Annotated in this window: 27 protein-coding genes; 11 read left to right on the top strand and 16 right to left on the bottom strand. The window is 44.4% G+C overall.

What is annotated here, in order from left to right; genetic code table 11:
* The first annotated feature begins 7 nt into the window (after nt 1-7).
* Complete coding sequence (locus J7I80_RS14300; RefSeq protein WP_214739009.1) at nt 8-199, top strand: hypothetical protein; 192 nt, start codon at nt 8-10, stop codon at nt 197-199.
* A gap of 38 nt (nt 200-237) precedes the next feature.
* On the opposite strand, the gene J7I80_RS14295 is transcribed toward J7I80_RS14300, so the two are convergent.
* The 3 genes from J7I80_RS14295 to J7I80_RS14285 all read right to left on the bottom strand — a co-directional run bounded on the left by J7I80_RS14295 (nt 238) and on the right by J7I80_RS14285 (nt 2223).
* A complete protein-coding gene (locus tag J7I80_RS14295) occupies nt 238-393 on the bottom strand; it encodes a hypothetical protein (RefSeq protein ID WP_214739008.1) in 156 nt (51 codons plus the stop codon).
* Nucleotides 394-519: 126 nt separating this feature from the next.
* Nucleotides 520-822, bottom strand: coding sequence for a hypothetical protein (locus tag J7I80_RS14290; RefSeq protein WP_214739007.1), 303 nt, complete (start codon nt 820-822; stop codon nt 520-522).
* A 51-nt stretch (nt 823-873) separates the two neighbouring features.
* A complete protein-coding gene (locus J7I80_RS14285; protein ID WP_214739006.1) occupies nt 874-2223 on the bottom strand; it encodes a sensor histidine kinase in 1350 nt (449 codons plus the stop codon).
* Between the two features lie 151 nt (nt 2224-2374).
* Here J7I80_RS14285 and J7I80_RS14280 point away from each other — a divergent pair, with 151 nt between their 5' ends.
* The gene (locus tag J7I80_RS14280; RefSeq protein WP_214739005.1) at nt 2375-2926 is read left to right on the top strand and encodes a PH domain-containing protein; all 552 of its coding nucleotides are present in this window, start codon (nt 2375-2377) and stop codon (nt 2924-2926) included.
* Nucleotides 2927-3010: 84 nt separating this feature from the next.
* Here the strand turns inward: J7I80_RS14280 and J7I80_RS14275 are convergent, their stop codons facing one another.
* The 6 genes from J7I80_RS14275 to J7I80_RS14250 all read right to left on the bottom strand — a co-directional run bounded on the left by J7I80_RS14275 (nt 3011) and on the right by J7I80_RS14250 (nt 8657).
* Complete coding sequence (locus tag J7I80_RS14275; protein WP_214739004.1) at nt 3011-3763, bottom strand: (S)-benzoin forming benzil reductase; 753 nt, start codon at nt 3761-3763, stop codon at nt 3011-3013.
* 141 nt (nt 3764-3904) lie between these two features.
* Entirely contained in the window at nt 3905-4636 is a 732-nt protein-coding gene (locus J7I80_RS14270; protein ID WP_214739003.1) for an ABC transporter ATP-binding protein, read from the bottom strand.
* A complete protein-coding gene (locus J7I80_RS14265) occupies nt 4633-5331 on the bottom strand; it encodes an ABC transporter permease (protein WP_214739223.1) in 699 nt (232 codons plus the stop codon). Before J7I80_RS14265 ends, J7I80_RS14270 begins: the two co-directional genes overlap by 4 nt.
* Nucleotides 5332-5391: 60 nt before the next feature.
* Entirely contained in the window at nt 5392-6252 is an 861-nt protein-coding gene (locus tag J7I80_RS14260; RefSeq protein WP_214739002.1) for an ABC transporter substrate-binding protein, read from the bottom strand.
* Nucleotides 6253-6256: 4 nt separating this feature from the next.
* Nucleotides 6257-7171 carry a substrate-binding domain-containing protein gene (locus J7I80_RS14255; protein ID WP_251027775.1) on the bottom strand — a complete coding sequence of 305 codons (915 nt, stop codon included), beginning with the start codon at nt 7169-7171 and terminating at the stop codon, nt 6257-6259.
* Nucleotides 7172-7874: 703 nt separating this feature from the next.
* On the bottom strand, nt 7875-8657 hold the full coding sequence (locus tag J7I80_RS14250) for an undecaprenyl-diphosphate phosphatase (protein ID WP_214739001.1): 783 nt from the start codon (nt 8655-8657) through the stop codon (nt 7875-7877).
* 611 nt (nt 8658-9268) lie between these two features.
* On the opposite strand from J7I80_RS14250, the gene J7I80_RS14245 reads away from it, so the two are divergent.
* The gene (locus tag J7I80_RS14245) at nt 9269-10444 is read left to right on the top strand and encodes an FtsW/RodA/SpoVE family cell cycle protein (RefSeq protein ID WP_214739000.1); all 1176 of its coding nucleotides are present in this window, start codon (nt 9269-9271) and stop codon (nt 10442-10444) included.
* 36 nt (nt 10445-10480) lie between these two features.
* On the opposite strand, the gene J7I80_RS14240 is transcribed toward J7I80_RS14245, so the two are convergent.
* The 4 genes from J7I80_RS14240 to J7I80_RS14225 form a co-directional block, all read right to left on the bottom strand.
* Nucleotides 10481-11545 carry a Ger(x)C family spore germination protein gene (locus J7I80_RS14240; protein ID WP_214738999.1) on the bottom strand — a complete coding sequence of 355 codons (1065 nt, stop codon included), beginning with the start codon at nt 11543-11545 and terminating at the stop codon, nt 10481-10483.
* Complete coding sequence (locus tag J7I80_RS14235; protein WP_214738998.1) at nt 11542-12630, bottom strand: GerAB/ArcD/ProY family transporter; 1089 nt, start codon at nt 12628-12630, stop codon at nt 11542-11544. Before J7I80_RS14235 ends, J7I80_RS14240 begins: the two co-directional genes overlap by 4 nt.
* Nucleotides 12631-12652: 22 nt before the next feature.
* Entirely contained in the window at nt 12653-14197 is a 1545-nt protein-coding gene (locus J7I80_RS14230) for a spore germination protein (protein ID WP_251027774.1), read from the bottom strand.
* Between the two features lie 270 nt (nt 14198-14467).
* Nucleotides 14468-15430 (bottom strand): ABC transporter substrate-binding protein, encoded by a 963-nt coding sequence (locus J7I80_RS14225; protein ID WP_214738997.1) that lies wholly within the window; start codon nt 15428-15430, stop codon nt 14468-14470.
* A 282-nt stretch (nt 15431-15712) separates the two neighbouring features.
* Between J7I80_RS14225 and J7I80_RS14220 the strand changes: the two genes are divergently transcribed.
* Genes J7I80_RS14220 through J7I80_RS14200 form a run of 5 tightly spaced genes read left to right on the top strand, consistent with a single transcriptional unit; the run spans nt 15713 to nt 19632 of the window.
* Complete coding sequence (locus tag J7I80_RS14220) at nt 15713-16717, top strand: FecCD family ABC transporter permease (RefSeq protein ID WP_192470109.1); 1005 nt, start codon at nt 15713-15715, stop codon at nt 16715-16717.
* Entirely contained in the window at nt 16714-17769 is a 1056-nt protein-coding gene (locus tag J7I80_RS14215; protein ID WP_214738996.1) for a FecCD family ABC transporter permease, read from the top strand. The genes J7I80_RS14220 and J7I80_RS14215 overlap by 4 nt, the downstream gene beginning before the upstream one ends.
* A gap of 23 nt (nt 17770-17792) precedes the next feature.
* The gene (locus J7I80_RS14210) at nt 17793-18614 is read left to right on the top strand and encodes an ABC transporter ATP-binding protein (protein WP_251027773.1); all 822 of its coding nucleotides are present in this window, start codon (nt 17793-17795) and stop codon (nt 18612-18614) included.
* A complete protein-coding gene (locus J7I80_RS14205) occupies nt 18611-19372 on the top strand; it encodes an IucA/IucC family C-terminal-domain containing protein (RefSeq protein ID WP_214738995.1) in 762 nt (253 codons plus the stop codon). The genes J7I80_RS14210 and J7I80_RS14205 overlap by 4 nt, the downstream gene beginning before the upstream one ends.
* Before the next feature lie 17 nt (nt 19373-19389).
* Nucleotides 19390-19632: a YusU family protein gene (locus tag J7I80_RS14200; RefSeq protein WP_214738994.1), complete on the top strand. Its 243-nt coding sequence runs from the start codon at nt 19390-19392 to the stop codon at nt 19630-19632.
* 658 nt (nt 19633-20290) lie between these two features.
* On the opposite strand, the gene J7I80_RS14195 is transcribed toward J7I80_RS14200, so the two are convergent.
* Together J7I80_RS14195 and J7I80_RS14190 are read right to left on the bottom strand one after the other, a co-directional pair.
* The gene (locus tag J7I80_RS14195) at nt 20291-20638 is read right to left on the bottom strand and encodes a spore coat protein (protein ID WP_214738993.1); all 348 of its coding nucleotides are present in this window, start codon (nt 20636-20638) and stop codon (nt 20291-20293) included.
* A 26-nt stretch (nt 20639-20664) separates the two neighbouring features.
* Complete coding sequence (locus tag J7I80_RS14190) at nt 20665-20949, bottom strand: hypothetical protein (RefSeq protein ID WP_214738992.1); 285 nt, start codon at nt 20947-20949, stop codon at nt 20665-20667.
* Between the two features lie 217 nt (nt 20950-21166).
* Between J7I80_RS14190 and J7I80_RS14185 the strand changes: the two genes are divergently transcribed.
* Entirely contained in the window at nt 21167-22084 is a 918-nt protein-coding gene (locus tag J7I80_RS14185; protein ID WP_214738991.1) for a proline dehydrogenase family protein, read from the top strand.
* 56 nt (nt 22085-22140) lie between these two features.
* Here J7I80_RS14185 and J7I80_RS14180 read toward each other — a convergent pair whose 3' ends face one another.
* On the bottom strand, nt 22141-22272 hold the full coding sequence (locus tag J7I80_RS14180; protein ID WP_214738990.1) for a YuzL family protein: 132 nt from the start codon (nt 22270-22272) through the stop codon (nt 22141-22143).
* 240 nt (nt 22273-22512) lie between these two features.
* On the opposite strand from J7I80_RS14180, the gene J7I80_RS14175 reads away from it, so the two are divergent.
* The gene (locus tag J7I80_RS14175) at nt 22513-24894 is read left to right on the top strand and encodes a 3-hydroxyacyl-CoA dehydrogenase/enoyl-CoA hydratase family protein (protein ID WP_214739219.1); all 2382 of its coding nucleotides are present in this window, start codon (nt 22513-22515) and stop codon (nt 24892-24894) included.
* Between the two features lie 62 nt (nt 24895-24956).
* Complete coding sequence (locus J7I80_RS14170; protein ID WP_192470117.1) at nt 24957-26132, top strand: acetyl-CoA C-acetyltransferase; 1176 nt, start codon at nt 24957-24959, stop codon at nt 26130-26132.
* Nucleotides 26133-26206 lie beyond the last annotated feature (74 nt).

The following is a 26206-nucleotide window of genomic DNA, read 5'->3' as shown; positions in this document are numbered from 1 at the left end:
ATACACCATGGAAAAGGACAAATATGTAAATATTGATCCAAAAGCAAAGCCTGTAAATCCGGTTTCTGAACAAGAACAAGTGGAAACGGCGGAAGCGAACATGAAGCTTCAGGAGGCCTTTTACGATGAAAATGAAAGCAACGGAGTCGATCCTGCTAACCTGAATAACCAGACAGCCATCCTGACAGATATGGACTAAAAGCCGGCATTTGTTTGCCGGCTTTTTCCATGGTCACACTAATGGTGACGATCAGTCTTGTCGCTCTGATCTTTATTGTGTTTGTTTCCCTTGCTGTTGTCACCGCTTGCCAATTCGCCGGAAAACTCGGCCATCTGGTTCCCAAGCTTGGGAGAATTTTGGTTTCTGCTGCCCTTATTGAACTTTTTAGTCATTACAAGCCCTCCTTATAGTGAGTACAACTTTAGTTTTCCCGGTAAAAGGGGGGCAATATGTAAAAACTTTTTAACCGAGATTAGGCATAATAAAAAGGCAGCCTGCAAACAGCTGCCCATGATCACTCACTTTTCAATTATGCGGTCAATCTCTTCCTCGTCCACCAACTCAACCTGTGCGAGACTTTTCAGTTCCTGTATCAGTTCGTTTGCTTCCTCATACAGTGTGTCATCGGTAAATACTTCTGAGTAGTAGAGCGTGTTGTCAAGGACTGCTTTCACATGGAGCCTCGTGCCGGATTCTGTGTCTTCGTCACCCAAAGTGACGGCGGAGCGTGAGGTTTCGTGCTGATTGAGCAAAACTCTATTGCCATTGCTGTCTTTCTTTACAGCTTCAACAATTTCCACCAACGAATTAACTTGTTTCAATGACATCACCCCTCTAGTTATGTATTCCATGTTTCAGGATTTTAAAACCAATCAGATAATGATTTCGAAAGTTGTGCCTTTGCCAAGCTCGCTGCTGAGAATGATTTTTCCGCCATGCGCTTCCACGAGCTCTTTTACGATTGCAAGCCCTAGCCCTGAACCTCCTAAAGCACTTGACCGTGATTTGTCGACACGGTAAAACCGGTCAAAAACCCAGGCCAGGTCTTCATTAGGAATTCCTTTTCCCTCATCCTTCACGATGATATGAACTGCGCCATTCTTTTTAAGAACCTGCACTGAAGTCGCAGTACCTTCATCAGAATACTTTCTTGCATTATCAAGCAGATTAATGATGATTTGTTCAAAGCGGGTAGGGTCGGCCTCGATATAGACTTCCCCAGGACAGTCAAAATTAAGCGCGATATTTTTTTCGTTAAAAGATGGTGCCAGCCTTGTGTGTATTCCACGCATGAATTCACAAAGCTCAACACGTTCTTTTTGGATGGTAAAAGTGTTTTCGTCCATTTTGGCGAGGTCAAATAACCCTTTGATCAGACCAGAAAGCTTCGTTGCTTCTTCATGGATAATTTGCAGGTAATGACTTCTGTCCTCTGTTGCTGTCCCTGCTTTGCCCGCTATGTCCGCATAGCCTTTTATATAGGTGAGAGGGGTCCGCAATTCATGGGAAATGCTCGCGAGGAACTCATTGCGCTGCCTTTTCATGTGGCTCAGGTCATCAGCCAGTACCTGAATCGACTCTGAAAGCTCTCCCAATTCATCGTTTCCACGGCGGGGCAGTGTAACGGAATAGTCGCCCTGGCGAATTTTAGAAGTCGCTTCATTCATCCTAATGACTGGCTTGGTGATGAACCTTGAAAGAAAAAGGGTAATCACAGCCATTGAGGTCAGCAGAAGGATACCGGCAAGCCAGAAGTGTTTATTCAGCTTGGCAATCAGGCTCTGGACGCGCTGGGTGTTCTTGAACATATAAACAGCACCATTGTTCTCCAGGGGACTGACTGACGCTATATATTGCCTGTCCTGCCAGTCATCCTCTAAAATCAAGCCAGTCCGCGGTACATCCGAAGGGGTTTCTTTAATGATATCCTGTATGGAGTTATCGGTCGGGACTGAAGAAGAAACAATTGCGCCTGTTCGATCAGTGATAATGACATGGGTATCCGTCTTTGATTCCATGATCGTAATATGGTGGATGGTTTCCAGGCTATAGGAAGTTTCCAGGATATCACGATGATTATTTCCGCGCGTTTGCAGGGAAGCCAGCTCCTCGTCAATCCTTGAATGGATGATAGAAGAATGAAGGTAGTAGAATAAGATACCTTCGACCAGCAGTATCGTTATGAAAAAAACAGCCCCGATTTTAAAAGAAATCCGATCCATTTACGCCACTCCCATTATCAATCTTACCCCATCATACTAAAAAAGTATCCAAAAACAGAGCAGAATAAATGATTAATATATGGAATAAATTGGTTTACGTTTGTGTTTAATGGGTAATTTATCCAAGTGTATATTATGGAGGAGGGGAAACATGGAGAGGGATTTTCACTTTTCAAAGATAAGAATTGCATTTCTCTTTGCTGTTATTTGCCTTATGACCATTGGTTCTTTCATCGGGTTTATAAGTATGCTGTCCGAGCCGGAAGGGAATGGCATGGGGATGCTCCTATTTGGTGCGCTGAACATCATACTGGGATGGAGCCTGTTATTTTTAGGGAAAACATTCTTTGGAAAAGAAGCGAATGTGACGATCAGTGATAAAGGACTGACATTGCGAGGCAAAGCAGGTCCTGGTTTTATTCCATGGGAGGATATCGAAGGGATTCTGCCATACGAGGTACATAATAATGCCACTTTGGGCATCATCTTAAATGATGAAGCTAAGTACATTGACTCGATGCCAAGAGGCGGACAGCGTCTGGCGAGATTGAATGTCAGGACAGGATTCCCCGCTTTCAATATCGGGTTAAGCAATATTAAGAAAAAACAGGAACTGCTGGACCTTTTGCTTGAAATGAATATTCCCTTTTTCATTGAATCTAATGGAGAAGAGCAACTTCAGGCGAAGGAAACGAATATGTGAATGAAGAAAGCGAAGAAGCAGTGCTCCTTCGCTTTTTGGCTTCCTGCTTCTATATCCACTGTCCACGCGGACTTGCGCTAAATACTAAAGCAAATCATTCACTTTATAAATTCTTCCGTTTTCGAGGTCATTGGCTAATACAAGGTTCACAAGTGCTTCGGCAACAGTATCCGGGCTGCGCAGACTGCCGCTTTCTTTATAATTCCTGAAGGTATCGACATCGGCGAATGATTCTTTAGAAGAAGAGCGGATCGTTATCTGCATATCGGTATCCATCAGACCTGGGCTGAAGGCAATGACCTTGCTGCTGCTCTCGCTGTTCTTGAGCTCAAGGCCTGCGGTCATTGTGAACATATTGACAGCGGCTTTCGTGCTGCAATAAATGCTCCACCCCTGGATTGGCCTCTCAGCAGCGCCGGATGTCACATTCGCGATCACTACCTTTCTGTTGGCTTCCTTTGCTTTTTGTAAAAACAAATTACTGATCAGAATTGGTGCTGTCAGATTGACCTGGATATTTTTCTGCACCAAAGACGCATCGAGCTCTCCTGCAACGTCAATCGGTTCGATGATTCCAGCGTTATTAATCACATAAACTGCTTCCGCCTTTTTAAAAACATCATCTGCAATTGTGGCGAATACACTTAAGACCTGGTCCTCGGAGCTAAGGTCGCAGCTGTGATGGGTAAATCCCGCCCCGGATTGTTCTGCAGCCTGCTTTAATGATTTGTTCTCACTCCGGGACACGGTAATCACATGAATTCCCTCAGACACCATTTTCTGTGCTGCAGAAGCTCCGAGCCCTCTTGAAGCACCTGTGATGATTGCATATTTCATTATATACACTCCTTTATGTAAAAATTATGCTTGCATTGAATCATACTATATCCGGATTTTTATAGCTAAGGATAATAGACTTTTCTGATTTCCATAAAACAAAAAAACAGCATGGCTTTCCGCGGCCATGCTTGAAACAATCTAATTGATAAGGCTTTTCCAATCATTTATAAAAGTGGAAGTCGATGTGTTGGGGGATGACAGCACTTCTTCTGTCGGACCGGTCTGCTTCAACTCGCCATCCATCAGGATCGCCAGCGTTCCGGCCAGGTATTTCAACTCCATAAGGTCATGGCTGACAAAAACGGTCGTTGTTTTCGTCTGCTGGATGATCGACTTGATATCCTTCAATAACTGGATTTTTGTGGGGAAGTCCAGTGCTGAGAATGGTTCATCCAAAAACAGGACCTCAGGCTCCAGCACCATCGCTCGTGCCAGATTGACACGCTGGGCCTCACCGCCAGACAGATGGGCAGCCTGTTTTTTGGCAAGATGGCTGATGTGGAATTTATCGAGCCAGTATGCAACTTTGTTTTTCACTTCCTGGCGGGGAAGGCTGCGCAGTTTCAGTCCTACCGCGATGTTCTGGAAAACAGTCGTATCAAGAAGGAGAGGCTGCTGCATCGCGACAGCGAATTTTCTCCGCGCCTCCAGTGTCAGGTCAACCGTGATATCGCGGCCTTTTAAAAAAATCGAACCATGGGCAGGTTTTTCAAGCATCGATAACGCTTTGATGAACGTGCTTTTTCCTGCGCCATTCGGTCCCATGACCCCAAGGACTTCCCCCTCTTGAAGCTCAAAATGGCGGATGGAGAGCAGGGTTTTCTTCCCGGCTCTCACTTCTAAATTTTTCACAGTAATCAGTGGGGTCATAGGCTCCGCTTCCTTTGCTGTAAATAAGTCAAACTGAATGTAATGATGAACGCCAGCGTCATCAGGATGAATGAGAGTGCCAGGGCAATATCAAAATTGCCTTTCGAAACTTCCATGACAATTGAGGTCGTAAGGATTCGCGTCTCGCCGCTGATATTGCCGCCTACCATCATCGCAGCTCCTACTTCGGCAATGACCCGGCCGAACCCGGCGATGATGGCTGCAAGAATCGCCAGCTTTACCTCTTTCATTAAGATCCAATAAAGCTGGATTTTCGTCGCTCCAAGTGCTTTCACCTGTAAGATCAACTTCGGATTGATCTGCTGAAAGGCCGTGCTTGTCAGCGCGGTGACAATTGGCAATGAAACCAGGATCTGCGCGAGAATGATCGCTGTTGGCGTATAAAGCCAGGACCAATCGCCAAGCGGGCCTGATCGCCACAGGAAAAGGGTGATCCACAGGCCGGCGACGACCGGAGGGAGGCCCATGCCAATATTGATGATGGCAAGGATGAACCGTCTTCCTGGAAAACGGGCGAGACCGAGGAACATCCCTGTTGGAATGCCGATCAATGTGCTCACAAGTACGGCAGTAATTGACACCCTCAATGTCAGCAAGGTAATTTCAAGAATCTCCGGATCGCCCGACAGAATCATCTCTATAGCTTTTTTTAATCCTTCTATTAAAAGTTCCATGCGCAATCAGGCTTTCCTTCTAAATTTTCTGCATAATACGATTATACATTACCAGTGATCTTATTCGAACAAGAAGAAGAGAGGCTCATCGTACTCATCCACGCCGAAATCCTTGATGATGTTCTTTGTATCATCGGCAGTCATGAATTCCACGAATGCCTTCGCACCTTCTGCATTTACTTTTTCATGCTTGTCATCGTTGACCTGCATAACGTGATAAATGTTCAGCAGGCTCTCATCGCCTTCTACCAGAATTAGCGTATCAGGCATGTTTTTCTTTTGCGCCAGGAATGTCGCGCGATCTGTAAGGGTATAGCCAGTCTTCTCAGAGGCAATATTAAGTGTTGCACCCATGCCTTGGCCAGTCTCAATATAGGCATCGCCTAAGGATTTTGGGTCAAGAGAGGATTTCTTCCAAAGCTCTAGTTCTTTTTTATGTGTTCCGGAATCATCACTCCGGGATACAAAGGAAGCTTTTGATTCGGTGATCTTCGACAATGCCTCAGGAACAGGTGAACCTTTTATTTTCGCTGGGTCTTCAGCAGGGCCGACAAGGATGAAATCATTGTACATGACCTTTTGGCGGTTGATTGCATCGCCGCTTTTCACTAATTCCTCTTCAGCTGCAGGAGCGTGGACAAGCAGAACATCCGCTTCGCCGCGCGTTCCCATTTCAAGTGCCTGGCCAGTACCGACCGCAATTGTTTTTACATTGTAGTTGTTTTCTTTTTCGAATTCAGGCAGTAACACATCAAGCAGCCCGCTGTCCTGGGTGCTGGTTGTAGTAGCAAGAATTAAATCCGTTGTTTCTACTTTTGGAGTCTTTTCTGGGTCATTGGCAGTAGAATCAGAATCTGAACATCCGGTTACAAGAGCTAACATAAGAACAAGTAAGATAGAAAATAATTTTTTCAGTTTCATTGTTTTATGCCTCCGATAAATGGTTTCCATAGATGATTTTTCCGAACTCCTCAGCATCATAGCCATCAAGGTCCGCGATGCTGTCCTTGAAATTGGTGAGCTGGATCAGGTCAATCAAATGTTTGAGAGCATCTTTGTTTTCGGGAGTCCAGCGGAATACAAGATCAAACTGTTCCTTCGTGAGCGGGATGAAATCTAGTCCAAGCTGGCTTGCTGCGCATCTGATTCCGAAGGCAGCATCTGCAGTTCCTCTGCTGATATGGGCCGCCGCGCCAAGGTGCGTCCATTCTTCATTTTCATACCCCTTGACTGCGGCTGGCTCAAGTTTTTCACTGGCCAGGAATGAATCTAGCAGGAAGCGGGTTCCGGCTCCTTTTTGCCGATTGATGATTGTGACATCAACCCTTGCCAGGTCTTTGACACCGGTGATGTTCTTTGGATTTCCTTTTGCGACAATCAAGCCCTGGTCCCGGGAAGCAAGCCTCATCACCGTGATCGGCTCATGGACAAAAAGCTGGCGGATGAAGGGAAGATTGTATTGCTGTGATGCCGGGTCGAGCAAGTGGACCGCAGCGATGTCGGCACTGCCCCTGTAAAGCATCATCAATCCTTCCAGACTGCCGATGTAGGAGGGAGTGACAGAAAGTCCTGTTCCTTCAGACGCTATGTACTTTACCAGCTGTTCGACAAGGAAATCATGGCTGCCTGCGAGCTGCAATGAATGAAGGGACTTTGATTCCTGGGCTTTGGCTGGATTTGCTGACATACTGGTTTTATATCTCTCAAACTCACTTTCTTCGATACGCATTTTATTGCCTACTTTAAAGGCTGCAAGATCCCCACGCTTAATCATCTCATAGACAGTATGCTTGGAGATTTTCAGCATGGAAGCGATTTCATCTGGAGTGTAGATTTGCAAATGGTTTCCCTCCTTTTCAACCTAAACTAAATATAATAGAATATTTAGTAGATGGGTATACTTTTTGTTTAGTTTTGTTAAGTTTCGTTTAGTTTTGTCGTGTTCTAATCACATGTTGTTCACAATTTAAGACGGAGGAGTTTGTTTTTTCCAAATATAACCTTCACAAAATACTCCGGGCAGTATTGTGTATTTATTATTGATACCATGGTAAACTAAGCACTAGACAGATTTGATGAAGAAAGGAAAAGGGAGAATGCAGATTTCAGATAAAGCGCGCGACATTTTAAAAGAGATCCTCGCTGAGCGCAACGCAGAAGGTATTCGCGTATACTTCGGCGGCTTTGGCTGAGGAGGCCCGCAGATTGGTCTGGCTCTGGAGGAGCCGGAAGAAGATGATCATGTAACAGTAATCAACGAAATCCAAGTCGCAATCGAATCCAATATCGTCGACTATACTCAAGGTATGGCACTTGAATATGACGAGTATCGTGAAGGTCTTGTCCTGATGGGCGGAGACGGCGGCTGCTGATAAAATGCAAAATGCACACCATTTTTACGCTGGTGTGCATTTTTGTGAACTGGACTGGAAAAAATCCAAGGGAATTTCCAGTTCGCTATAAAAATGGGATTTTCGCTATAAAACAGAGAAAATCGCTATAAAAAATAAAAACTCGCTATAAAATTTCCGCTATAAAAAGTTTTAGAACTGCCCTGCATACTGAAAATACAGAACAACAAGCCCCATGACCCACACATAAATCGCAAAAGGTTTCAAAGAATGGTTTTTCAAATAGCCAATCATCCATTTTACCGCAATATAACCGAAAATCGCTGCTGAAATGATTCCAATCAACAATGCCTGGATTGAAATCGTCTCACTTCCGCCGTTGAAAAGATCTTTTCCCTGCAGGACAATCGCTCCCAGAATTGCGGGAGTTGAAAGCAGGAAAGAGAAATAGGCTGCTGTCTCGCGGTCGAGCTTACGCCAAAGAGCCGCGACAATCGTTAATCCGGAACGGGAAATCGCCGGAAAAATCGCCGCTGCCTGGAAGCTGCCAATCACCAGCGCATCTGTATAGCTGATATCGTCCATTTTTTTGCGTCCATTTTTGATTGAGTCGGCGAACCACATCAATGTCCCGGTAATCAGGAATTCCCAGCCAATCGTCACGCCGGTTTTTGATATCTCATCAAAGTAATCCTCAAACAGCAATCCGACCACGACAGCCGGCAGCGTGCCGACAACAAGGAGGAAGGTCAGCTTTCCAAAGGGATTTTTCAAAATCTTGATAAACTCATATCTATAAAACACAAACACTGCCAACAGCGTACCTACATGAAGCATCGTATCGAGCAGCAGGCCGGCCTCCTCAAGGCCGAACAAATTTCTGCCAAGATAAAGGTGCCCGGTACTGCTGATCGGCAAAAACTCAGTCAGCCCCTGGATAATCCCAAGGATGAAAGCTTCAATTTTTGATAGCATACAGAATCCCCACTTTTTCAAAGACTTTGTCCCTTACAAAGCTATGAAACATGTCCCATCTCTATGCACGTAAAATTTACAGCAGCCTACATGACGGACAGAAATTCGGGAAAACCCGGAAAAAATGTCCATCATCAAGGTAATGACGGACAAAAATTCGGGAAAACCCGGAAAAAATGTCCATCATCAAGGTAATGACGGACAAAAATTCGGGAAAACCCGGAAAAAATGTCCATCATCAAGGTAATGACGGACAAAAATCCCAGAAAAAATAGAAAAAATGTCCATCATCAAGGCCATAACGGACACAACCCCCGGAATAATCAAAGAAACTGTCCGTCATTCTATTTCCTTTATCAAAAAAGAATAAGAAAAATAAAACTGCAAAAAATCAAAAGGAAACCTCATCCATTTCCCTCCGCCGAATTGCCTGAATAAAGATATTTTGATATGTAATATTAACCATTTCATAGTCAGAAGTTGTGATTTATTGTCGAAAAAAATATAATGAAGTATTGAACAGTTCTTCATTTTTGGCTCAATTCTATGCCTTAATAAAAGCTTACTCAAATGTCAGATGGAATCTGCCTTCATATAAAAGGGGTATAAAAATGACTTCGAATCCTAAAACGAATTCCCGGCTCGACTATGGGCTGGTTACGATATTGATCTTATTATTTTTGTCAAGCTGCGTTGCCATTTACAGTGCCCAGACGACGGGGCAGTATGGCTCTGAAAACTTTTTGATCAAGCAAATCATCTGGTACATAATAGGTGCAGGCATTATTACCGCGGTCATCACTCTTGACTCCGATCAGCTGCAAAAATTGAGCTGGTATGCGTATGGTTTTGGTCTGGTCCTTCTGGCAGGGCTGATCGTTGCACCGTCATCCATCGCTCCTGTCATCAATGGGGCGAAAAGCTGGTACAGAGTGCCGGCAATGGGTACCCTTCAGCCTTCCGAGCTGGTGAAGGTGTTCATCATCCTGGCACTTGCTCGGGTGATTGTCGACCACCATCAGAAATATCGGCTGAAATCGATGCAAACGGACTTCTGGCTTTTGATTAAAATCGGTATTGTCACGATGGTGCCGCTCTTGCTCGTCATGCAGCAGCCTGACCTTGGTACATCGCTTGTTTATATTGCCATCATGCTTGGGATGATTTTTATCTCGGGTATCACCTGGAAGCTGCTTGTGCCTATTTTTGGGACAGGTCTGACACTCATTTCAATCATATTTTATTTTGTGATCTGGAAGCCTGAAATTCTCGAAAAATATCTTGGTGTAAAGGAATATCAATTTGGCCGGATCTATTCCTGGCTTGACCCTTATAATTACCAGAGCACGACCGGGTTTCAGCTGACGAGGTCGCTGCTGGCCATCGGTTCAGGTGAAACAGTGGGCAAGGGCTATGGCACAAGGGAAGTGTATCTGCCTGAGAGCCATACTGACTTCATATTCAGCATCATCGGGGAGGAATTCGGCTTCGTTGGAGCAAGTATCATCGTAAGCTTGTTTTTCCTGCTCATCTATCAAATTACCAAGATTGGCATGGAAACAAAAAACGATTTCTATACTTACATCTGTGTCGGCGTCATCAGCATGATCACTTTCCACGTATTCCAGAATATCGGCATGACGATAGGCCTTCTGCCAATCACGGGTATCCCTTTGCCATTCATCAGCTACGGCGGCAGCTCGTTAATGGGCAATATGCTCGCGGTAAGCTTGATTTTCTCGATACGGTACCATTATAAGAAATACATGTTCTCAACTACTGCATAAAACAAAAGAGGGTGCCACATTGACACCCTCTTTCACTTACTCAACTATCCCTACCTCAGTTATGATCACATCGGTTTTAACATTCACTGTTAAATTCTTATATTCATCTTCCCATCTTTTAAAATCGAAGCCTCTTGTTTTGGTTTTAATAAACTGGCCAAATCCGACTGGATCTATTCCCATTTCCTGAAAGTCCTGTATCATTGCGGTGGCTTCTTTATTGACTTGGTCCTCGAATTCTTTTTCAATCTTCTTGATCACTTCAGGTGTCACAATTGTTCCAGTATACTCACGAATAAGTCCATTAATCTCGATTTCTAAATCTATAACATAGGGTTTCCGTTTCCTTAGTTTGAACTTATTCTTTGAATCCAAATCTTTAACTGCGACATCCTTGTCATCCACTTCCAGTTTAAATGAGCCTTCGCTGAATTTATCAGTAAGAAGCTTAAAGAAGAACATTTTATCGGAAGGCAATTCACTCACCATTTTGTCATCCTTGAATAATGCAATTCCCGTAATATCAATTACTTCAGGCTCCTCTTTTTTCAGGATAGGGAGATAGGGATCTTTTCCCTCCTGATATAGTTCAAACAAATAGAGATGCATGTTCGTAACCGGCAAATTACGAGTTTCAGTATTGTGTTTTATTAACTGTGATAAATGAATGGCATTTCCTCTATTTCCATATGTTCCAGTTAAAATTTCTTTTGCCTTGTCATCTGCGACGGCAAAATATACCCTGGCACCGATGCTTGGATCGCGTTCAAAAGCATCGATGAAATCCCTGATTCCTTTTTTAGCAATTTCTTCACCAAAGATGGCAATTTCCAGGGAGCCTGTTACGATGGGCTGTGCTGACCTTCGCTGAATCTCCTGAAATAAATCCCTGTTGCTCGAAGCTGTTGCGGAAAAGGTGAAATTCCCAATTTTCTTATCGGGATTGAAAATAGGGACCATGATCGTGCCCTCAATTTCATCATCTTTCTGGTCATAACCCACGCCCATTTCGATATTAACGTCATCAATAATTTCCTTTTCGACACATCCTGTAAGCAAAAGGGAAAAAAACGAAAGTACGACCAAAATCCTTTTCATCATTTATTTTTCACCTTCTTGGCAATCAATGTTGCGATAAATAAAAAAGGGACATAGATGAAGGTTACACTGAATCCAATTCGTGCGACCCAGTCATTCAGCAAGTTTATTTTAGCCCTTGTATCCAAAAAAGGTATGGCGATCAAGCAAATGAGTGCGAGGGCAATCACTCCTTTTTTTTGCCGCAGCTTAAAAGATCTTTTTAAAATCATGCTGGCACCCCAAAGTGCAATACAGATATTCGGAAGGATAATCAAATTCCAGTTCGCAATGCCGATATATTCAAATCGTTCAACAAAGGGCATGCTGACAATTTTCCACATTTCAAGTGTTGCCCAGATGGATTTGGCCAGCTGTGCTTCTGAAAAATAAGTAAAAGTTATAATCGCCATTACTGTATAGATAATGGTGGTTAAGAAAACACCTAGATGGGCCCATTTTTGTGATTTAGGTGCATCCTTGATAAATGGATAGAAAAATAGCGGTATTTCAAACCCGATATACGTAAGGGACATATTGAACGCACTTAACGCCATGTCTTTTAAAGAATGATCGAGTATCGGCAGCAGATTCCTGAATTCAGCATAGCTGAGTGCAAAGCCAAACGTCAGCAGCAGATAGCTCGGAAGGACGATGCAGAAAAAAGCTATACCGGTTACGGTTCGAAAACCGCCAAAAACGATATAAACTGAGAGAATCAAAAAGACTAGGCTGTACCAAAAAGGGCTGATTTCAGGGAACATCCATACCTGAACGACTTCTAGATAAGTCCTTAAGACAGCCAGTGCAAAAATCAGCAGGTAGACAATGAAGACCATATTTAGGAGAATGCCGATCTTTTTGCCAAAAACAAAGGCATGGGCTGCTACAATATCTCCTTCAACTGTACCGCAAATTTTATAGATCATCCAAACGATGACATGAATGCTTAAGCCAGCAGCAAGAACTGAAATCCATGCATCATAACCTGCATTCTTCGCGATGATGCGCTGATAGCCAAGAACCCCGATGCCGATCTGCATGGACATGATTAAGTAGAGAACGAGAAATGGTGATACTTGCAATCTTTCAGGTATTGGCTGCTGCATGCTATTTCAAAACCTCCAATGCTCACTCATCGATGTCCTTTTTTTGCTTTGCCTTTTTTTCACTAAAACGGACTGGATTTTCTGTTCTTAAATATTGTGGCCGATTATACTGCATGGTAAAAGGCAATCGAATGATTGCATCTTTGAAATCCTTCACCCTAGGAGGATACAAAGGTTCCAGGAAAGGCCTGCCCAATGATGTAAGGCGAAGCAGGTGGGCCAGGAGGAACGAAAAGGAAACGACGATTCCCAGCATTCCCCAAAGTTCAGCGAAGAACAGGAACGGGAACCGCAGCAGCCTGATTGTATTGCCCATCCGGTACACAGGTGTAGTGAAAGATGCCAGCGCTGCCAGTGCGACAATGATCAGCAGGACATTACTCGTCAGACCTGCTTCAACAGAAGCAGTCCCGATTACGATTCCGCCTACGATACCGATCGTCTGGCCGACCTTGGTTGGCAGGCGGGCCCCGGCCTCACGCAATAGCTCGATCGTCAACTCAAGGAACAACGCTTCAAGGATAGGAGGAAGTGGAATCTCCCTTCTTGACGTAATCAATGTACTTAGCAGGTCCTTCGGGATCAATTCATAATGATAGGAAAGGGCTGCTACATAAATCGGTGTGATCAGGATCGAGAACGCAACGGCGAATAGACGGATCAGCCGGAAAAAAGAAGACAATAAATAATTCAGGAAATAGTCTTCGAAAGACCCGAAAAATTCAACCAGGGTCGTTGGTCCGATCAATGCGTGCGGCGAACCATCTACAAGGATGGCAACTTTACCTTCTGCAAGTATTGCCGCAATCCTGTCCGGCCTTTCGGTATCAAGCAGCTGCGGAAAAGGAGAGTTCTGGTTATCTGAAATCAGCTGGACGATATAGGAGCTATCGGTGATTTCATCAAACTCGATATCTCTGACCCGCTGAACTACAGTATTGACGTTATCTTTGTTTGTAATCCCATCAATATAGAGGATCGCCACACCCGATTTGGAAAGGGAGCCTACCGTGTAATTTTCAATGACGAGCTCTTTCACTGGGACCCTTTTGCGAATCATATTGAGATTATGGTCCAGGGACTCAACGAAAGATTCCTTTGGTCCGATTACACTGAACTCTACCTCGGGCTGCGCGACTGTTCGGACAACCTCTTTTTGGGCAGCAATAAAGGCAAAATATTTTTCTTCACCCTCCAGAGTTAAAAGGACGTATCCATTAAACAATTTAGTCTCAATATCCTCATTTTTATCTGAAACCTGGACATCAGCAATGGGGATCAGGCTTTTAACATCCTCGATTTCCGTTAATTCGCCTTCCAGCAGATAGGGGAGGGCATTGTTCTGAAGGATGCTTTCATCTACTAAAGTTGACATAAAAGAGAAGCAGAATTTTTTTTCTGATTTTTGATTCACATAAAAAGTCTTTTTAAAATCATGTGACTTTAAAAGCGCTTTTTCCCATTCGTGCTCATTTAGATATTGCTCTGGCTCTTGTCCTTCGGTATCTTGTCGTGCAGCTTCCTTCTCGATTTCTTGCATCAGTTTTTTCTTGAATGGATGTCTCATTGTTAATCTCCGCCAATCTGGATTTACACTTATTCTTTCCGGAAATGGGAGGATTATGAAGATTGTTTTCTTGATTTGATTTGTACGTGAAGTGGGAAGGGACAAAAAGAAAAACCCGCAAGATTCTGCGGGCTTTCCTGTTATATATATGGGGAAGGGGATTAGTTAAATAAAATCTTGGGGGGATTTTATTTAAAAACTGCTTTCGTAAATATTGTTGTCATTCAATCCTATTTTGTAATCAAAAGCAACAAAGTTTGAGAAAATAGCCTATTTCAACATATGTTTTTCAAGATCATCAAGCATCAGGTTGGCTGCCATGACGCCGCCAGCTGTATTCCAGATGGCATCATCCACTTTGTGAACTTCACCTTTTTTCGCTACCTCAAGGTTTTGGAATAACGGGTCTTCAATCCATTCCTTTTCGACTTCGGTTGCTTTGCCGTCGCCTTCATCATATGTGAAGTAGAAGAGGATATCTCCGTCCATAGCCGGAATTCTTTCCTTAGTTACACCTTTTTCAGCAAAGTCTTCCTTATCCTGGCTTTCTGGACGAGCAAGGCCAATCTGTTCAAGGATAACGCCTGAGAATGAATCTTTGTGGTAAATACGTACATCGCCTGCCATGAAGCGGACCATCGATACTTTTGTATCTAACTTATCTCCAAGCTTTTCTTTCAGGTCTTCGATACGCTGGTCATATGCAGCAAGGACTTCTTTGCCTTTTTCTTCTTTGTTTACAGCTTTTGCGTAAAGTTCGAAGTTGTTCTTCCAATTTCCGCGAAGGTCCTCTGCGAAAACAGTAGGTGCGATTGCTTTAAGCTGTTCATAAATATCTTCCTGGCGCATTTTATTGCCAATGATCAGGTCTGGCTGAAGCGCAGCGATGGCTTCTACATTAACCTGGCTTTCAACACCAACTACTTTCACATCTTTCATATCCTCAGCAATATGGTCGTACCAAGGGTCGCCTGTCCATGATTGAACGGCTCCGACTGGAGTGACTCCAAGGGCAAGAAGTGCTTCTGTACCTTCATTTGTCAGGATGACAACCTTTTCTGGAGTCTTTTCCAGGGTGGTCTCACCCATTGCATGTTCAACTGTGTATCCTTCTTCCTTTTCCTTTGGTGCTTCTGCTGTATTCTTTGCATCATCTTCGTTGCTGCCGCATGCTGCCAAAAGCAGGACGGTGAAGATGCTTATAAGAGCCAGTAAATGTTTTGAAACTTTCATATGTAGTTCCTCCTAGAATGTTATTGATAATCGTTTTCAATTACTGCATCCTTATGATAAAATGCAATAGAGTAAGATGTCAACACTAATTGATAATGATTTTCATAATCATTGACGATTTTGTGAACTTGTCAGCCAAACTGGTGAAAAGGAACTTCTTTTCACGTAAAGTTAAATTAACAACATAAGCAACTTTTTAAAATACTTTTATTAGCTGTGATCAATGCTATTGAGAAGAAAGAATAGATAACAGTATTCCCGGCAGAAAGAAAGGTAACCAGCATGCTTCTGAAATCCAATGGCCAAAGATGGATCGGTCTAGTAGCGGCCATCATCTTTATCTTATTTTTAATATGTGCAAGTATTGTTTACGGTTATACCGATACATCATGGGGAACAGCTTTCAATGCGTTCACCGATTATGATGGTTCCAATGAACATATTATCATTCAATCCGTCCGGCTTCCGCGGGCGCTGATTGCGGCTGCTGTCGGTGCGAGCCTGGCGATTGCCGGTGTTCTGATGCAGACGTTAACGAAAAATCCGCTCGCTTCACCTGGGATTTTTGGTGTGAATGCCGGAGCCGGATTTGCAGTAGTCGTGGCTGTGACTATTTTTTCAGTCGGCAGCCTCCAGGCCTTTGCCTGGATTTCCTTCCTGGGTGCAGCCGTGGCAGCAGTCAGTGTCTATGTGATCGGCTCTGCCGGACGTGAAGGATTGACACCGATGAAACTGACACTTGCTGGCGCAGCGATGACAGCAATGTTTTCCTCCTTCACCCAGGGGCTTCTTGTTCTTGATGAGGCGGCTCTTGAGCAGGTACTCTACTGGCTTGCTGGCTCAGTACAGGGGCGTAAGCTGGAAACGCTTGTCAGTGTTCTTCCGTATTTAGGTTTTGGCTGGCTGGCAGCAATTTTAATTTCTTCGAAAATGAACGTGCTGTCCATGGGGGAAGATGTTGCGAAAGGTCTCGGTTTGAATACTGGCTTTGTAAAGCTCGGTGCAGGCATCATCATTGTCCTTTTATCTGGCGGAGCCGTGGCTGTAGCCGGACCAATTGGGTTTATCGGGATTGTCATTCCACATTTGACTAGGGCGGTAGTCGGCATCGACCACCGTTGGGTGATACCTTTCTCAGCAATTTTTGGAGGAATGCTTTTATTAGCAGCGGATATCGCTGCCCGATACGTGCTGATGCCTCAGGAAATCCCTGTCGGCGTCATGACAGCGATGATTGGAACTCCATTTTTCATTTATATAGCGAGAAAGGGGTTCAACGGAAAATGAGCCAGTATAGAAGTCTAAGGATTTTTAAGGATAAAGTATCTTTCTTGATAGATAAAAAGGCAGCAGGAATTTTTTTGGGAATGCTGTTGGTGGCAATAGCCGTATTTGTCATCAGCACGGGCCTGGGCGATATGGCGATAAGCCCATTGAGTGTAATTGCGGTATTTTTTGGCGGCGGAAGCGATATGGAGAGACTGGTCGTGCAATCCTTCCGCTTGCCGAGAATCATCGTCGCCCTGATGGTTGGCATCAGTTTGGCCGTAGCCGGTGGAATCCTGCAGGGGATGATCAGGAACCCGCTTGCTTCACCTGATATCCTCGGGATCACTGGTGGCGCAGCAGTGGCAGTTGTCGGATTCCTGGCAATTTTCAGCGGAGATAATAATGCACTGACGGTGAGCATAGAATGGATGCCGGTAGCAGCTTTTGCGGGTGCCTCCATTGTAGCTTTCCTTGTTTATTTTCTCTCCTGGAAAAATGGTGTATCGCCTGTGCGCCTTGTATTGATTGGCATCGGGATATCCGCGATGATGCAGGCATTGACCACATTGATGATGATCATGGGCCCGATTTATCGCGCAAGCCAGGCGAATATCTGGATTACGGGAACGGTCTATGGATCCACCTGGAGTAATGTCGCCGTGCTTGTTCCTTGGACAGTCATCATGCTATTGATTGCATTTATTTTTGCAAGGAATGTCAATGTTCAGGAGCTTGGGGAAGATATAGCCACAGGTGTTGGAGGTCATGTCCAGAGGCAGCGATTTGTACTGCTGCTTGTCAGCACGGCATTGATTGCCAGTTCGGTCGCTTTTGCAGGAGGAATCGGTTTCGTTGGCCTGATGGCTCCGCATATGGCGAGAAGGCTTGTCGGCTCAGCATTCGGGGCACTTTTGCCAGTATCAGCGATAATTGGCGGGATCTTGGTCATGCTGGCTGATTTGATCGGGCGTACAATGTTTTCGCCATTGGAGGTCCCTGCGGGCGTTTTCACCGCCGGAATCGGCGCACCTTATTTTATTTACCTGCTATATAAAACTAGAAATTCTTAAACCTGACAGAAAGGGGAATCGACATGAACCAGGCAATTGAAACGGAGAAACTGACGCTTTCCTATGGAGATTCCATTATCATAAATGAATTGGACATAGAAATTCCGAAAGGAGAAATTACCGTTTTTATCGGAGGAAATGGCTGCGGAAAATCGACTTTGCTCCGTTCAATCGCCAGGCTGCTAAAGCCGCAGGCAGGAGCGATTCTTCTGGAAGGCGAGGCGATCTCCAAGCTATCAACGAAGGAAGTCGCCCGTAAAATGGCGATCTTGCCCCAGTCCCCCTTAGCACCGGAAGGCTTGACGGTCATGCAGCTGGTAAAACAGGGAAGATATCCTTACCAGACCTGGCTGAAGCAATGGTCGGAGGAGGATGAAAGAAGTGTGGAAAACGCTTTGAAGGCAACAGGGATTGACCATCTGAAGGACCGCACAGTCGATTCTTTGTCCGGGGGACAGCGTCAGCGTGCCTGGATAGCGATGACACTTGCGCAGGATACGGATATCATCCTGCTCGATGAACCGACAACCTATTTGGATATGACTCATCAAATCGAGATCCTTGATCTTCTTTTTGAATTGAATGAAAACGAGGGAAGAACGATTGTCATGGTACTGCATGACCTGAATCTTGCCTGCCGATACGCGCATAATATCGTCGCGATCAAGGACCAGAAGATTTTTGACCAGGGAAAACCGGAAATTGTCATTAACTGCGGGCTTGTGAAGCATGTTTTTGGAATGGATTGTGAAGTGACCATCGATCCGTTGTTCGGCACGCCGCTCTGCATTCCACATGGCAAAGGCCGCCGCATCATCAGGGACAAAGTGGGAGCTCCCGTATGAAGGCGGAACTGACAGCAGCTGAAATAGGGATTCTCGCCAACTACCGTTTTGTCGTTTCCGAGCCTGAAAAGGATGTCCAGATCGATTTCAGGCCGCTTACGGATGAATCGGAAATGGGCTTTTATCTGGAAAGGTTCAATGAAGGGCTGAAGGCTCCGGATGCTAAAACGGCGGCATCCGTTTTCATGAAACGGCATGCCTTTCTTGCCGTCCTGTATCTGTACTCCATGACGGCTTTTAACAAAAGGCTGGATGTTTCACCGGAAAATATTATTCTGGCAGATGCCATAAAGGATGGTCTTTGGCTGCCTGGGTTTTATTTGAAAAACAAAAGCACAGACGTGTGTCCTTATGGGCAACGGGAAGAGTGGAGGAAGGAAGCAGTCAGGCATTTGTTTGTGGATAATCTGTTTCCTGTCATGGATGCCATCTCAAAATCTGCTAAAATCTCAAAATTGATACTATGGGAAAATGTCGCAGTCTATATTTTTTGGCTTTATGAAAAGATTTTAAGCCAGATCGAGGATCACGAGGTGATGATGAGGGCAGAAGATGACTTTTCCTTTCTGATTAAGTCGGCCCCCGGAAAGTTGTTCGGACGCTATAACAACAACCCAATCGCCAGGTATTACAGTGAACCAGTTTATCAGGAAGAGGCAGATTCTTATATCAGGATACGAAAAACCTGTTGTTACAGCTATCTGCTAAAGGAAAAAGGCAGTTACTGCAAAACCTGTCCACGGACATGCGGATCTTAAAACAAGGGAGTGTTCAAATGGATAAAAATTTTACAGAACAAATCGATGGATTGCTGGAAAAATATACAGAACTTTTGGTCGGTGAAGGCTCGGCTGAAAATATCGAGAAGGTAAAAACATGGATATTGTACAGCCATATCGCCAAGTCGATGCCTCCGCTGGCAAAGCACTGGAATACAGAATATCCGGATGCCAAGGAACAGATCAAGAACGTTATAGCAGAAGTCAAAGAACTGAATGAGCAAAAACGCCAGAAATAACGAAGAACCATCTCTTAGCGAGGTGGTTTTTTTTGCGGCTATTTTGTCGGTGAATGTGAAAAGATGTGCAAACGAAGTTTTAACAAAACATCATTAGTGAAAAGAGCTAGAAAAGGAAGGGAAGAGCCACCACTAAAAGTAGGAACATGCAACAAAAGATTGGGAAAGGAGGAAAAAAGTTCGCTTGCAAAAAAATAGACTCTATCGGATAAAACCATGAGAAATTCCCGGAAAAGTGTCCTTTAGAAGGGCTCTATCGGACAAAACCATGAGGAATTCGCAGCAAAGTGTCCGTTAGAAGAGCTCTATCGGACAAAAATGTGAGGAATTCGAGGAAATGTGTCCGTTAGAAGGACTCTATCGGACAAAAATATGAGGAATTCGCAGAAAAGTGTCCGTTAGAAGAGCTCTATTGGACAGGACCATGAGGAATTCGCAGAAAAGTGTCCGTTAGAAGAGCTCTATCGGACAAAAATGTGAGGAATTCGCAGAAAAGTGTCCTTTAGAAGGGCTCTATCGGACAAAACCATGAGGAATTCGCAGAAAAGTGTCCGTTAGAAGAGCTCTATCGGACAGAAATGTGAGGAATTCGCAGCAAAGTGTCCGTCAAAAAAAGAACCGGGAGAGCAAGCCCGATTCTTCATAATGACAGCTTCCATTATTGAAGCTGCTGTCCGCCATAAGGAAATTGATTTGAGTACCCCTGGAATTGCTGGTGTGACTGCTGAAGTTTTTGCGCGTCTGCCGCTTCCACACCATACCAGCCTTTCTTAAACATCAGGTTATAAAGGTCGCGCTGGGCATTGGCTGTTTCAGTATAAATCGCGAGAACATCCTGATAAAGTTGGTCGTGGCTTAATTCATTAAGAGCAGTATCATAACCTTGAGTCATGTATTTTTCAGTCGTTAAAACGTCATTGATGAAATCACGGTCATTCATCTGCGGTGTCTTCTGGACCTGAGTTTCTGGATTCTGGATTTTTTGCTGATTCTGGTTCTGGTTCATCCGCTTTTTCCTCCTGTCTAGTTCGATTATTGCATTCCTGGCGTTTGCGAATATGCCTGGTTTTGCGGGCTGTTCAAGTGTGTAAGGATTTTCTGGTAGTGTCTCTGGTGCATTTGGCCGCACTTTTCGATTTCCATTTTCAGCTCCTGGTCCTGGCACTGTTGGGCAAAGAAATGTGCTTTTTTCATCGCAAGTAAATTCCATGAAAGCATATCTGTTAAGTATAAAGAATCTTTGGTGGATACAACCGACGGCGGCGTCTGCATGATCCCTTGCTGTTGGCCTTGAAAATTCATGTTTTGCTGCTGCATATTAGAACCTCCTGTTTTATGTTCATTCCTACGGATATTATCGTTCCCGGGCCGAAATAAAGTATGCAGGACAAGATTCGTCAAAAAAGAACATTTTCCTACGAAAGTAATATTCAAAGCTAATAAAAAGTGATAAAATAATTTTGCAAAATAGATATAGATGAAGCAATTTTTTTAAAGGGTATTGTAATCGTTTTCATTAAGGGGAGGAAAAGCTATGGAACAATTAATGAGGAACTTCTTTCTTTTTCTATCGAAAAATAAATTTTTTACGAAGATGGCCAAGAAATACGGCCTTCGTCTAGGGGCAAAACGTTTCGTTTCCGGCGAAACGGTCGAGCAGTCGGTGGAAGTCATTAAAGAGCTGAACAGGAAGAACCTTGCGGCAACTGTCGATTTTCTTGGCGAATTTGTCGACAATGAAAGAGAAGCGAATGAGAGAGCCGAAAGCTCGATTGCAATGATAAAAGCAATTGGCCGCGAAAAATTAAATGCCCAAATGAGTGTCAAGATGACTTCACTCGGTTTTGATATTTCTGAGAAAGTTGTCATGAATAATATGCGCCGGATCATGGATACCGCCAAAGAGAATAATGTATTTGTGACGATTGACATGGAGGACTACGAGCGCTGCCAGAGGACTCTGGATATTTTCAAACAGCTGAAATCCGAATACGACAACATCGGTACGGTCATCCAGGCTTATTTATACAGAACTGAAAAAGATATTGAGGACCTGAATCAATATTCTCCAAACCTCCGCCTTGTAAAGGGAGCTTACAAAGAGTCACCGGAAGTGGCTTTCCCTGAGAAGAAGGATGTCGATGAAAATTTCAAGAAAATCATCAAGATGCACCTGTTGAACGGCAACTATACTGCTGTTGCTTCACATGATGACAATATCATCAACTTCACGAAGGAATTCGCGAAGGCAAACAATATTCCGAAAAGCCAGTTCGAATTCCAGATGCTGTTTGGAATCATGCCGGAAAGGCAGCTTCAGCTTGCCGAAGAAGGCTATACAATGCGCGTTTACGTTCCATTCGGAACAGACTGGTACGGTTACTTCATGCGCCGTCTTGCTGAGCGTCCGGCAAACGTTGCATTTGTTTTAAAAGGAATGTTAAAGAAATAATGATCAGCAGGCTGACAAATTTGTCAGCCTGTTTTATTTAGATCTAGCCGATTTGACTACTTTTTATATTGGCTGTTCTGGCTGTTCTGCTTTCTTTCTCCGCCTTTACCCATAGACGGGCCGGCATCTCCTTTTACACTGGCAGCGCTGACGCCAGCTTTGGATGGATCCTTTTTCAATCTAGCCATGTTCATACCTCCGTGTTTTCAAAGATAAAAGTACTGCCTTTATAGAGTGCCCAAGTGAGGAGAAATAAGCATGGGGATTAAAGATTCAAAAAATTTTCTTTTTTCCGCACCTTATTATTGCGGAAATTTTTTAAATATTTTATAGTAGTAATTAACAGAGCTCATTTATATGCATATTTTTTTTGGTGCAAAAATGAATGAGTATTCATTCAAAAAGAGTCAAAGGGGGAGACAAATTTGATGCGACAAATTCAAAAGGCAGCGGTGCTTGGTTCAGGTGTCATGGGATCAGGGATTGCCGCACATCTGGCAAACATCGGGATTCCGACATTGCTGCTGGATATTGTACCTCGGGAATTAACGGAACAGGAAAAAGCGAAAGGCCTGACACTTGATAACAAGCAGGTGCGCAATCGAATCAGTGCAGGAGCACTGCAAAAGTTATTGAAACAAAAGCCGGCACCCTTGGCCTCCAAAAAGAATCTTGCTCTAATTGAAGCAGGCAATTTCGAAGATGATATGGAAAAACTCAAGGATGTTGACTGGGTTATTGAAGTAGTTGTTGAAAATCTTGATATTAAAAAGAAAGTTTTCACTGATGTAGATAAATACCGCAAGCAGGGAAGCATCATCAGCTCTAACACGTCAGGAATCTCTGTCGAGGCAATGGCGGAAGGACGTTCTGAGGATTTCAGGAAGCATTTCCTGGGCACGCACTTCTTCAACCCGCCGCGCTATCTGAAGCTGCTTGAAGTGATCCCTACCAAAGATACCGACCCAGAAGTCCTTTCATTCGTGAAGACTTTCGGTGAAGACCAGCTAGGGAAAGGTGTCGTTGAAGCGAAGGACACACCTAACTTCATCGCAAACCGAATCGGTACTTACGGATTGCTCGTAACAGTAAGAGAAATGGTGAAAGGCGGCTACAGTGTTGGTGAAGTTGACTCTGTAACCGGCCCAATGATCGGCCGTCCTAAGAGCGCAACATTCCGCACGCTGGATGTAGTTGGTCTTGATACTTTCGCGCATGTCGCGAAAAACGTGTATGACCAGGTTGACGGTGAAGAAAAGGAAGTCTTTGAAGTACCTGAGTTCATGAAGAAGATGCTTGAAAACGGCTGGCTTGGAAGTAAGTCAGGTCAGGGATTCTTCCTGAAGCAGGGCAAGGAAATCCTTGAATTGGATCCGCAGACTCTGGAATACGGACCTCGAAAAAAATTAAAAACAGCGTCTACTGAAATGGCGAAGCAGGAAAAAGGCCTTGCCAATAAAATGAAAGCGCTTGTTTATGCTAAGGACCGCGCGGGTGAGCTTTTATGGAATATTTTCAGCCCAGTGCTTGTTTACTCAGCTGATTTACTAGGCACAATTGCCGATGATATCGTCGCGATTGACCGTGCAATGAAATGGGGGTTCGGCTGGGAAATGGGGCCTTTCGAAGCTTGGGATGCACTGGGCGTCGAAAAAGCGATCAGTAAAATGGAGTCTGAAGGCAAGACTGTTCCTGTCTGGGTAAAAGAAATGGTCGAAAAAGGCTTCACATCATTCTACAAAGAAGAAGATGGCAGACTGAGCTATTACCATAATGGTGAATACGTAGCTGTAGAAGAAAATCCAAAGGCAATTAACCTGAAGCTTTTGAAAAAGCAAAAGGGTGTCATTAAAAAGAATGGCGGCGCAAGCCTGATTGACCTTGGTGATGGAATCGCCCTTCTGGAATTCCATTCCCACAGCAATTCGATCGGACCTGACATCCTCCAGATGATCAATTTCGCAATCGATGAAGTAGAAAAGAATTATAAGGGTCTTGTAATTGGCAACCAGGGCAAGAACTTCTCAGTTGGTGCGAACCTGGCCATGATCCTGATGGAGGCACAGGACGATAACATTTGGGATCTTGATATGGTCGTTCGCCAATTCCAGCAGACGACGATGAAAATCAAATACAGCTCAAAGCCAATCGTAGCTGCTCCATTTGGAATGACGCTAGGCGGGGGCGCTGAAATGTGCTTGCCGGCAGCCCATATCCAGGCATCCATGGAAACTTATATGGGTCTTGTTGAAGCTGGTGTAGGATTGATTCCTGGCGGAGGCGGAAACAAGGAGCTTTATATCAAGCATCTTGAAGGCCTGCCAAAAGGTGTGGACTTTGACCTTCAAAAGGTTGCGAATAAAGTATTTGAAACCATCGCAATGGCTAAAGTCTCTACTTCAGGTGAGGAAGCACGTGAAAATAACTTCCTGAATGAAGCAGATGGTATCAGCGTTAACAGCGATCACTTGTTATATGATGCGAAACAGGCTGCATTGAATTTATATGAAAGCGGTTATAAGGCACCGGTAAGAAAGAAAGTTCCTGTAACCGGTGAACCGGGATATGCAACCCTGCTGCTGGGTGCTCAAACGATGCATCTGTCAGGCTACATTTCTGAGCATGATTTGAAAATCGCGAAGAAGCTTGCGTATGTTATCGCCGGCGGAAAAGTGCCATACGGAACCGAAGTAGATGAGCAATACTTGCTTGACCTTGAAAGAGAAGCGTTCCTTAGCCTTGTGGCAGAACCGAAATCACAGCAGCGCATGCAGCATATGCTCGTAAAAGGCAAGCCTTTGCGTAACTAATAGATTGATAGTTTCACAGTGAAATATATTTTAACAACATCCAAGGAAAGAGAGGGAATGAGATGAGAGAAGCGGTAATCGTAGCCGGAGCCCGGACACCGGTCGGAAAAGCAAAAAAAGGAACTCTTGCTAATGTCCGGCCTGACGATCTTGGAGCTCTTGTAGTAAGAGAAACTCTAAAAAGAGCAGGCAATTATGAAGGGAACATTGATGATCTAATCATCGGCTGTGCAATGCCAGAAGCAGAGCAGGGCTTGAATATGGCGCGTAATATCGGCGCACTTGCCGGTCTGTCACATGAAGTGCCGGCGATCACAATCAATCGTTATTGTTCTTCAGGACTGCAGGCGATTGCGAATGCATCAGAGAGAATCATGCTTGGGCATGCAGACACCATTATCGCTGGTGGTGCGGAATCAATGAGCCTTGTTCCAATGATGGGCCATGTCGTCCGCCCGAATTCAAAATTGGCTGAAAGCGCCCCGCAGTACTATATGGGAATGGGCCATACAGCTGAGGAAGTAGCCAAGAAGTATGGCATTTCCCGTGAAGATCAGGATGCTTTTGCAGTAAGAAGCCATCAGCGTGCGGCAAAGGCAATCCAGGAAGGCAAATTCGAGGATGAGATTGTTCCTGTCGATGTAACCCTCCGTACAGTAGGAAAAGACAATAAGCTTGTTGAAAAGACCATCCAATTCAAACAGGATGAAGGTGTACGTCCTGATACGAACATGGAAACACTTGCGAAATTGCGCCCGGCCTTCAATATTAAAGGCACAGTAACTGCAGGAAACTCCTCACAGACTAGTGACGGAGCAGCGGCAGTCATGGTCATGGATCGCGAAAAGGCTGAATCTCTTGGATTGAAGCCTCTTGCTAAATTCAGGTCATTCGCGCTTGGCGGAGTACCGCCTGAAATCATGGGAATCGGTCCCGTGGTAGCGATTCCTAAAGCATTGAAGCTTGCCGGACTGCAGGTTTCCGACATCGGTGTATTCGAACTGAACGAAGCATTTGCTTCACAATCAATCCAGGTCATCCGCGAGTTGGGCCTTGATGAAGATAAAGTCAACGTGAACGGCGGAGCGATCGCCTTGGGCCACCCACTGGGAACAACTGGTGCGAAGCTGACTTTAACAGTAATCCATGAAATGAAACGCAGAAATGAACAATTCGGTGTCGTTACGATGTGTATCGGCGGCGGAATGGGCGCAGCTGGAGTATTTGAACTTTTATAAAGAGTAGGGCTCTATTAGAGCTTGATGTTATAGTTTTACACTCGTTGATTGTAGTGGAAGGCGCGAAGACTCCT

It is taken from the genome of Bacillus sp. ISL-41, assembly GCF_018613235.1.
Classification (GTDB): domain Bacteria; phylum Bacillota; class Bacilli; order Bacillales; family Cytobacillaceae; genus Mesobacillus.
The sequence above is the reverse complement of the archived record's forward strand: the minus strand, read 5'-3'. Positions and strand labels throughout refer to the sequence as shown.

Bases quoted from the DNA above. Each gene is read 5' to 3' on its own strand.
- J7I80_RS14300 (WP_214739009.1), top strand. From the start codon at position 8: ATGGAAAAGGACAAATATGTAAATATTGATCCAAAAGCAAAGCCTGTA.
- J7I80_RS14295 (WP_214739008.1), bottom strand. From the start codon at position 393: ATGACTAAAAAGTTCAATAAGGGCAGCAGAAACCAAAATTCTCCCAAG.
- J7I80_RS14285 (WP_214739006.1), bottom strand. From the start codon at position 2,223: ATGGATCGGATTTCTTTTAAAATCGGGGCTGTTTTTTTCATAACGATA.
- J7I80_RS14280 (WP_214739005.1), top strand. From the start codon at position 2,375: ATGGAGAGGGATTTTCACTTTTCAAAGATAAGAATTGCATTTCTCTTT.
- J7I80_RS14275 (WP_214739004.1), bottom strand. From the start codon at position 3,763: ATGAAATATGCAATCATCACAGGTGCTTCAAGAGGGCTCGGAGCTTCT.
- J7I80_RS14270 (WP_214739003.1), bottom strand. From the start codon at position 4,636: ATGACCCCACTGATTACTGTGAAAAATTTAGAAGTGAGAGCCGGGAAG.
- J7I80_RS14265 (WP_214739223.1), bottom strand. From the start codon at position 5,331: ATGGAACTTTTAATAGAAGGATTAAAAAAAGCTATAGAGATGATTCTG.
- J7I80_RS14260 (WP_214739002.1), bottom strand. From the start codon at position 6,252: ATGAAACTGAAAAAATTATTTTCTATCTTACTTGTTCTTATGTTAGCT.
- J7I80_RS14250 (WP_214739001.1), bottom strand. From the start codon at position 8,657: ATGCTATCAAAAATTGAAGCTTTCATCCTTGGGATTATCCAGGGGCTG.
- J7I80_RS14245 (WP_214739000.1), top strand. From the start codon at position 9,269: ATGACTTCGAATCCTAAAACGAATTCCCGGCTCGACTATGGGCTGGTT.
- J7I80_RS14240 (WP_214738999.1), bottom strand. From the start codon at position 11,545: ATGATGAAAAGGATTTTGGTCGTACTTTCGTTTTTTTCCCTTTTGCTT.
- J7I80_RS14235 (WP_214738998.1), bottom strand. From the start codon at position 12,630: ATGCAGCAGCCAATACCTGAAAGATTGCAAGTATCACCATTTCTCGTT.
- J7I80_RS14230 (WP_251027774.1), bottom strand. From the start codon at position 14,197: ATGAGACATCCATTCAAGAAAAAACTGATGCAAGAAATCGAGAAGGAA.
- J7I80_RS14225 (WP_214738997.1), bottom strand. From the start codon at position 15,430: ATGAAAGTTTCAAAACATTTACTGGCTCTTATAAGCATCTTCACCGTC.
- J7I80_RS14220 (WP_192470109.1), top strand. From the start codon at position 15,713: ATGCTTCTGAAATCCAATGGCCAAAGATGGATCGGTCTAGTAGCGGCC.
- J7I80_RS14215 (WP_214738996.1), top strand. From the start codon at position 16,714: ATGAGCCAGTATAGAAGTCTAAGGATTTTTAAGGATAAAGTATCTTTC.
- J7I80_RS14210 (WP_251027773.1), top strand. From the start codon at position 17,793: ATGAACCAGGCAATTGAAACGGAGAAACTGACGCTTTCCTATGGAGAT.
- J7I80_RS14205 (WP_214738995.1), top strand. From the start codon at position 18,611: ATGAAGGCGGAACTGACAGCAGCTGAAATAGGGATTCTCGCCAACTAC.
- J7I80_RS14200 (WP_214738994.1), top strand. From the start codon at position 19,390: ATGGATAAAAATTTTACAGAACAAATCGATGGATTGCTGGAAAAATAT.
- J7I80_RS14195 (WP_214738993.1), bottom strand. From the start codon at position 20,638: ATGAACCAGAACCAGAATCAGCAAAAAATCCAGAATCCAGAAACTCAG.
- J7I80_RS14190 (WP_214738992.1), bottom strand. From the start codon at position 20,949: ATGCAGCAGCAAAACATGAATTTTCAAGGCCAACAGCAAGGGATCATG.
- J7I80_RS14185 (WP_214738991.1), top strand. From the start codon at position 21,167: ATGGAACAATTAATGAGGAACTTCTTTCTTTTTCTATCGAAAAATAAA.
- J7I80_RS14180 (WP_214738990.1), bottom strand. From the start codon at position 22,272: ATGGCTAGATTGAAAAAGGATCCATCCAAAGCTGGCGTCAGCGCTGCC.
- J7I80_RS14175 (WP_214739219.1), top strand. From the start codon at position 22,513: ATGCGACAAATTCAAAAGGCAGCGGTGCTTGGTTCAGGTGTCATGGGA.
- J7I80_RS14170 (WP_192470117.1), top strand. From the start codon at position 24,957: ATGAGAGAAGCGGTAATCGTAGCCGGAGCCCGGACACCGGTCGGAAAA.